This is a genomic window from Scytonema sp. PRP1, assembly GCF_036697665.2.
Taxonomy (GTDB): domain Bacteria; phylum Cyanobacteriota; class Cyanobacteriia; order Cyanobacteriales; family Nostocaceae; genus Kalymmatonema; species Kalymmatonema gypsitolerans.
On record NZ_JBAHYJ020000137.1, the window covers coordinates 79,981 to 87,601 of the forward strand.

8 protein-coding genes are annotated in these 7,621 nt (G+C 44.2%); 5 read left to right on the plus strand and 3 right to left on the minus strand.

Features of this window, described 5'->3' with window-relative positions:
* Position 1: 1 nt before the first annotated feature.
* Complete coding sequence (locus tag V5G28_RS36275) at positions 2-586, minus strand: CIA30 family protein (RefSeq protein ID WP_332990384.1); 585 nt, start codon at positions 584-586, stop codon at positions 2-4.
* A 458-nt stretch (positions 587-1,044) separates the two neighbouring features.
* Between V5G28_RS36275 and V5G28_RS36280 the strand changes: the two genes are divergently transcribed.
* The gene (locus tag V5G28_RS36280) at positions 1,045-2,364 is read left to right on the plus strand and encodes a tyrosinase family protein (protein WP_332990386.1); all 1,320 of its coding nucleotides are present in this window, start codon (positions 1,045-1,047) and stop codon (positions 2,362-2,364) included.
* A 147-nt stretch (positions 2,365-2,511) separates the two neighbouring features.
* Here the strand turns inward: V5G28_RS36280 and V5G28_RS36285 are convergent, their stop codons facing one another.
* A complete protein-coding gene (locus V5G28_RS36285) occupies positions 2,512-3,441 on the minus strand; it encodes a lysophospholipid acyltransferase family protein (RefSeq protein WP_332990389.1) in 930 nt (309 codons plus the stop codon).
* Between the two features lie 198 nt (positions 3,442-3,639).
* On the minus strand, positions 3,640-3,804 hold the full coding sequence (locus tag V5G28_RS36290) for a hypothetical protein (protein ID WP_332990391.1): 165 nt from the start codon (positions 3,802-3,804) through the stop codon (positions 3,640-3,642).
* Between the two features lie 64 nt (positions 3,805-3,868).
* Between V5G28_RS36290 and V5G28_RS36295 the strand changes: the two genes are divergently transcribed.
* The 4 genes from V5G28_RS36295 to V5G28_RS36310 form a co-directional block, all read left to right on the plus strand.
* Positions 3,869-4,285, plus strand: coding sequence for a hypothetical protein (locus V5G28_RS36295; RefSeq protein WP_336231559.1), 417 nt, complete (start codon positions 3,869-3,871; stop codon positions 4,283-4,285).
* Between the two features lie 41 nt (positions 4,286-4,326).
* Positions 4,327-4,536, plus strand: coding sequence for a hypothetical protein (locus tag V5G28_RS36300; protein ID WP_336231560.1), 210 nt, complete (start codon positions 4,327-4,329; stop codon positions 4,534-4,536).
* 101 nt (positions 4,537-4,637) lie between these two features.
* On the plus strand, positions 4,638-5,120 hold the full coding sequence (locus V5G28_RS36305; protein ID WP_336231561.1) for a transposase: 483 nt from the start codon (positions 4,638-4,640) through the stop codon (positions 5,118-5,120).
* Between the two features lie 136 nt (positions 5,121-5,256).
* A partial coding sequence (locus tag V5G28_RS36310) for a molybdopterin-containing oxidoreductase family protein (protein WP_332990397.1) occupies positions 5,257-7,621 on the plus strand: 2,365 nt, incomplete at its 3' end.

Here is a 7,621-nt window from a genome sequence, read left to right on the forward strand (position 1 = left end):
TTCACTCTTGATTTGTTACATATACTTGTGAGCCTATATCTAAAGCAAATTGCAATGGAATTGGTGAACCTGCTTCCTGATTGCTGCGATTGATTTGAAAAGAGAGCGATCGCACTCTTTGCAAATCCAATTGGAAGCCATCAACAAGTCTGCCACGAATCTTTGCTCTAAAGTGGCTCAAAGGAAGCTTTACCTTTGTCCACTCTGTCCCAACAATAAACTCTTGCTCAAATGTGAGAGTACCAGTGTCCTGTTGAGCTTGCTCATCTTTAAGTGTGAGGGTATAAACAACTCCAGGATCTTTGGACTTAGCGTAAAACTCAATGTACTTGTATGCGCTTAAATCTAGGGGCAAAGGTGCTTCTACAAGCGCAAACCCGACAAGTCCTTCATTACCTTGAATAGCAGCCAGTTCACCCTGAAATTGTAGTTCATTTTCGGCTTTGAGCAATGTCGCAGAACTACTACCAACTTGCGGTCTTTCAGTTTTATCAGTCTTGATTAACCAATCCGCCTCAACAGTTGAGAGCGTCAGTCTCGGGTCTTCAAAATTACTGATTTGTGCGTTTGCAAAAGAAGAGTTCATCAAACAAAGAAAAATAGACGGTACAACTAACTTTTTTCTCATGTCAAGAATTTTACAAGTAATTGAGTCACATATCGCAATCTTCTCACAATTCACTTTTATACCACGTAAGTTCGACAGAGTAATTAAACCGTAGTCGTTGTAGCCAAGAGCAAACAACAGGATTTTCGACCTAGACTTGCGCGATAGGCGTTATGGCGTCCTGCGATCGCATAATCCATGATCATACTAATTAGCTTGGTCAGTATAATATTTTTCTTTCATCAAAGTAACAAAAAAGCCATAATTTTTGATTCGACAAGCGGCTTTCTCCCTATTTGCAAAAGAATAGAGGGATTTTCCGAAAAATTTTATATTGTGAGCAAATCTAATTTATGTAAATTTATATACTTATAAGCCATTGATATTACCCGAATGCCCAGCAAATCTTATCTTGAGAACACAAAGAAGTGTAAATTATGAAAATTTTCCCCAAAACTATCAAAACAGTCATTATTGCTACTATAGTTGCTGCCCTAGTCGTGTTTGGAAGTCCCGCACTTTCCCATAATGCTCAGCATCAACAGGCATCAAATGCGATCGTCAACGGCAGTTCTAATACCAAGCTGCCAGTATTTTATAACGCTGATTCTACTCTTGCTCCTGCAAACAGCAAGGGTCTTATTAGTAAAAGGATTCCTCCTTATAGAGCACGTGTTAGAAAGAACGTTGTTGACCTAACCTCATCTGAGAAACAAGCATTCGTTCATGCTGTGCAGACATTAAAACATACATTCCCAGAAGGTAGCAATGTCAGTATCTATGACCAGTTTGTTGCAGTCCATCTGGGAGCAATGGGTTTAATGTACGATAGTGCCCAAGGTCCAGCAGCGGGGCATGATGGTGCTCATGAAAGCGCTCTATTACTACCGTGGCATCGTGAGTTGGTATACCGATTTGAAAAAGCCTTACAATCAGTAGACCCGAATGTGACGATTCCCTACTGGGATTGGACAGATCCTAAGGCGTTAGAAGTGATCTTTCAAGATGACTTTTTGGGACCAAATGGTCAAGGAGTCAATCTCAACATCCCCCAATTAGGTAATGTTCAAGGAGGACCTGTTGTGTCTGGTCCTTTTACAAAAGCCAATGGATGGGTTATCAACCCAGACTTACATACTAAGCCCTCGGGAAAATCATTGGGCGACACACTCTTACGCTTTATGCAATCGCCTCCTACAAATAGTTACCCTCTTCCTAAAGAAGATATGGATCAAGTCCTTGCTATTGACGACTATGGAACTTTTCGTCTAGCTCTAGAAGGATTTATTAAACTGGATAGTTCTAGTCAACAACCAACGCCTGGAGTGTTTCAACATAACTACTTTCATAGCTTCGTCGGTGGGGCTACTTTTGACCCTGCGGTAGGTCGTCCCGAAGCTCTTGGCACGATGGCTGACCTTGCTTGTTCTATCAACGATCCAGTATTTTGGCTAATTCATTCTAATGTAGATCGCCTTTGGGCTGAATGGCAGGCAAACGGGCATGAAGGTAGCAATTATTATCCTGCCTCAGGTGGACATTATGGAGAAAATCTCAATGACCGATTGTGGCCCTGGGATGGCGGTGAGTCCACTCCAGCGAATTGGACACCAGGGGATTTGTTATCCATGCTACCTGCTTTTTCACAAGATGATATTGTCACACCAAAAGACACTTTGGATTTGAGAAAGTATGGCTACAGCTATGACACCGTTATTAGAGCAAATGTCATCAAGCTGATACCGGGAGCAAAGTAAGTTTTAAGTTTCACGAAGTTCCACATCTTGCATCTTGTCTGCCACAGGAACCGGAACCTGTGGCTAAGCAAACAACGCCTGCCGGAGCCTACCCATCAGCGATGCTCCCGACACCTAGAGGGCGGCTTCTGGTAGATTTCATTTGCGCTACTGGCAGTCATACTTTTGTACTAGGTCATCGAGTTCCGCTTGCATCATGGTACGAACCCTTTCGTAACAAGCATCTACGTAACCACGGTCACGAGCAGCGGCACAACCGTAACGCTCAAACACAATCGGTGCACAGACACGAGTATGAATCTGCATGGGGAGCGGGAAATTTGGTACAGGTCCAATCCCCACCCCCCAAGGCAGCCCAAGGTAAACTGGGAAGACGCCCGTGTTGCCATCAAGTAACCAGGGAAAGCCCCATTCATGCAATTGTTTCACCTGTTGGTAGAGGTCAGCTAGCACAATCAGAGTTGAGTGTGCACCATGAGAAATAATCGGCACAATTGGCACCTCCTCCCGCAAAGCCAGCTTGATGAACGCCTTATTATTTGCCAGATGAATTCGGTTTCGCCAACTGTAGGGACGAAACAAATCCTGGGCACCTCCTGGGTAAACGAGTAGCGCTGCATCTCTTCGTAGAGCAGCGATCGCCATTTTGGGATGCGCTATAATTGCCCCCACGTGGGCACCCGGCAAAGCGAAGATGGGAGTTTGCCAGGCTGACGGGTGCATCAAAGCGTAGACTAATCGCTCATAGCCAAAGGTGCGGAACCAGTCATACATAAACATCGATGTATCTGGTGAAGCTAACCCACCATTATGGGAACCGACAATCAACACTTTCCCAACCGATGGCATATGATGCCAGCCAGAGGTTTGAACCTGAAAATAGTAGCGGTAGAACCATTCCCATATCGGCATCCAAGCTTTTATCGCCTCAGGGTTTCGCTCCGACAAAGACCAACCATCGAACCTACGACGCGAAGCTTTATCGTCAGCACCCGAGTTGTGTGTGAAAATACTTAACTTATCTAATAGTTCCTCAAACGGGTTAGAGATTTTGTCGCCTTCGCCCTGGCTGCCCATAAAAATATTCAAGTAGCTTAACAATTATTATTACCCTTCTAACCACAGCATTTTTTAGAATAAGCTACGAATTCTCAACAATCATAAATTTCTTGCAAAAGTCATCTATCGACGAGATACCCAAGGGTCAAATTGCCCCCCTCCAGAGATGTCGGGGTAAGGAACTGTAACTTAATTTCTAGACAAACCTACCCATTGCTACTCATTTTTGGGTAGCTTTTCTCGTGCCATACGTTCAATAACATCGCTAAGACTGTTTGCGCTTAATTCTGCTTGTTTTTCTTCAAGCCATTGTATTGCTGTTTCCGTTAAAGTCATAGTGAATCTACGTTTTGACTCGTTATAGATTTTTTTACCAGCCATATTGACAACTCCCTATCACACTCATATATGATACGACTATGATACATTTGAAAGGTCGAGTCAAATGCAGCTAGTAGAGAAACATATAGTCAACAAACAGCACAAATTTTGGAAAGAGTGCGACTATTTAGCACTACAGTCTAAACATCTTTACAATTCGGCTAACTACGTTCAACGTCAATACTTTTTTGAAACCAAAAAATACTACAACTCAATTGACATCTATCACCAAACTAAAGAATTGGAGTCTTATCGATATCTGCCAACCAAAGTTAGTAAACAGATTGTTCGTAGAGTAGCGGACGCTTGGAAAGGTTGGTTAACAGCGTTAAAGGATTGGTCAAAACATCCGGAAAAATATCTTGGCAAACCTAAAATACCAGGATACAAGCATAAAGAGCATGGTAGAAACGTTGTCATCTACCCGATAGATGCAATATCAAAACCTGCCTTGGCTAAAGGTATTGTTAAACTATTCTGACTAGTATAGAATTTTCTACTCAAGCTAAAAATGTAGACCAAGTGCGGATTGTTCCTAAGCTAGACCACTATGTTATTGAGGTTATTTACACAATTGATGACGTGCCGAAATCAAACGGTAAGTACATTGCTGGTGTAGACCTTGGTTTAAACAACTTAATGGCTATAACATCCAATCATCCCGGTATCAGACCGCTTTTGATTAATGGTAGACCGTTGAAAAGTATTAACCAATTTTTCAATAAAGAGTAGCCTTAGCGCAATCAATTGAAGCTTGGAGACAAATTAAAGCACTCAACAGTAAGCGCGATAGAAGAATTGATAACTATCTCCATACAGTTAGTCGTCGTGTCATTAACTGGTGTCAACTCAACGATATTGGTCAATTAATCATCGGCAATAACCAAGGATGGAAGCAGGAAATCAATATTGGTAAAAAGAACAATCAAGAGTTTACCAAAATTCCTCATGCTAAGTTGATTGACTTGTTAACTTATAAAGCACAATTAGCAGGTATCGAAGTGATTTTAACTGAGGAAAGTTACACATCAAAGGCTAGTGCTTTGGACGGTGATAAATTACCAACTTTCAACAGTAAATCAGAAACAAAACCCGTATTTAGTGGCAAACGTGTTAAACGAGGTCTATACAAAACAAACACTGGCAGAACAATCAATGCAGACACCAATGGAAGCATGAATATAGCTCGAAAAGTAATCCCAAACTTTATGGATGGGATAGTGGGATTGCCGTTTATCCCAGTAGTTTTAGGACTTTGGACTAAGATTGCAAACGTAGATGTCGAGAATTCACTACCTTTGGGTAGCTTTGTCTAGGTTTCTATGAGCGGTAACGACAGTTAATTTGTGGGGCAGGCTCCCAAATAATTTGTGATTCGACAGCTGGGTTCTTGCCTATAGTTGTATGAGGATATCAACACTCTCTTACCAACTTACAGGGAGCATCTCAATCATGTCACGCAAGATAAAGACTTCACGGCGGGGTTTTCTCAAAGGGGTAGCAGTCAGTACCGCCACTGTCACCGCAGCAGAGTTACTCAGAAAACAACAGGCAGATGCTGCCGAGGAAAACCGCAATAGTGCAGTCATCGAATCAACTAAATTTGATTTTACCCAAAAATCAGGTGCGTTGCAACCGGACAAGATTATAGATAGTGCCTGCCAATTCTGCAACTCTCTGTGCCGTTTAAAGGTTCATGTGAAAGACGGACGCATTATAGATGTGTTAGGCGAACCGGATGACCCAGTACAGGCAGGAGGCTTTTGTGTCAAGGGTCCGATGATGACGCAATTGGTGTATAATCGCTTCCGCCTCACTCACCCGATGAAGCGGGTTGCAGGGCAAAAGGGTTCACCCGATTCTCAATTTGAGCAGATTTCTTGGGACGAAGCATTAGAGACGATCGCCGCCAAGTTTCTGGCGTTGAGAGATGCGGGGGAAGCTAGGGCGATCGCCAACAAAACTTCTGGTAGATTACCACGCGGCACTGGTTCTCTAGTCGGACGCTACTTCACCCTCTTGGGTAGTCCCAATGACACGGATGTAGGTCCTGTCTGCAATGATGCTGGTGGAAATGCCTTAGCATGGACTTTTGGTTTAGGTAATTTTACTAATGGCTACGGTATCGATGGCGCAACGGGCAAACAAGATCTAGGGTCTGCCAGATTTTTTCTCTTCTTAGGCACCAACCAAGCGGAAACTCATCCAGTAACCTTTGCCTATCTTCTCAGAAGCCGCGCTCAGACTAAAGCAAAGCTAGTCGTCATCGACCCTCGCTTAACTCCTACAGGAGCGCAAGCAGATGAATGGATTGCACCTAAGCCGCACACGGACTTAGCTCTAGTCTTGGCAATGCTCTACCACATTGTCAGCAACAACTTGTATGATACTGCCTTTGTGCAAAAGTGGGTACTGGGCTTTGACGAACTCAAAAAGCACCTTGTCAGTAACAACTATACGCCTGAGTGGGCTGCGGCAATCACGGATATTCCAGCAACTAAAATCAAACTTCTTGCTGAGGCTTACGCAACAACCAAGCCCGCTGCCATTTTCTGCAATGCTGGAATTTCTCACCAAGTGGGAGCTTTCGACACCTACCGCACTCTGGCATTTCTTGCCGCGATAACAGGTAACATTGGTATCAATGGTGGAGGCTGCAATTTCATGCACAACACCTGGCCCGGTGGGCTAAATCTGCCACCCATCAAAGGCAACACACCAAAGAAAGATGTTGCCCTGCCTGTTGGACCAGAATATTTTCCTGAATCTATCCTCACAGGCAAACCTTACCAGCTAAAAGCTATTGTTACCCAAGGCAATCCCCTTCTCGCCTCCTCGCACACAGCTAAAGTACAGGAAGCGTACCGCAAATTAGACTTTTACGTCTACACTGGATTGTTCATGGAGGAGTCTGCTTACTACGCCGACATCATTTTACCTGTCACCAGTGGCTTTGAAATGGAAACCGTTTATATGCGACGAGATGACCGGGCAATCCGTTGGCAAAAGCAAGTGGTTCCCCCAGTAGGAGAGTCCAAACCAGACTGGCACATCTGGATTGACCTGGCACACGCCACAGCAAAGTTAGACAAACGCAATCCACCGCAATACTGGACAGAAAACTTTCCTCAGGCATGGAAAGACTACCGCAATCTTTGGGCAACTTTCGTGGCAAACACTCCCGGTATGGGTGGAATGACGACGGAACGCATGCAGACGCGTTCAGAACCCTTGCGCTGGCCCTGCCCATCAGTGGATCATCCCGGTGTCAGTACTCTTTACCTGGAGCATCCTTCTTGGTATAGTGCAGCACAGGCTCTCAATCCTCAGAATAAAGGCAAGCGATTCCTCACGCCCAGTGGCAAGGTAGAGATTTATACGCCCGAGATGCAAAAGCAGCTAGCGATCGCTGGACACCCTGCCTTACCGATCTTCTACACTCATCCGGAAGTTACTGGTCAACATCCTACCATTGAGTATACAGAGCAACTAGTAAAAAATCCGGTGAATCCGCAGGCATTCACCCAAAAGGTCAAATTAGGGAAAGTCTCTTCTGGAGAGGTTCATAGGGAGTATCCGCTTATGGGCATGACTGGCAGATCCAGTGTGGTTCATTTTCACTCCGTCACACACTGGACTTACACGGGTAAACAAATGAACGGTGTTCGCCTAGTTCAAATCCATCCCAAAGTAGCGCAAGCAGCAGGCATTAATAACGGCGATGAGATAATTGTCGAAAGCCCCAGAGGGTCTATCAAAGGAACAGCTTTGATTTGGGAGGGAATTCGTGAGGACACAATTTTTGTGCCTAATTGGT

What these genes read in the sequence shown, in the direction of transcription:
- V5G28_RS36275 (WP_332990384.1), bottom strand. Translation starts at nt 586, where the DNA reads ATGAACTCTTCTTTTGCAAACGCACAAATCAGTAATTTTGAAGACCCG.
- V5G28_RS36280 (WP_332990386.1), top strand. Translation starts at nt 1,045, where the DNA reads ATGAAAATTTTCCCCAAAACTATCAAAACAGTCATTATTGCTACTATA.
- V5G28_RS36285 (WP_332990389.1), bottom strand. Translation starts at nt 3,441, where the DNA reads ATGGGCAGCCAGGGCGAAGGCGACAAAATCTCTAACCCGTTTGAGGAA.
- V5G28_RS36290 (WP_332990391.1), bottom strand. Translation starts at nt 3,804, where the DNA reads ATGGCTGGTAAAAAAATCTATAACGAGTCAAAACGTAGATTCACTATG.
- V5G28_RS36295 (WP_336231559.1), top strand. Translation starts at nt 3,869, where the DNA reads ATGCAGCTAGTAGAGAAACATATAGTCAACAAACAGCACAAATTTTGG.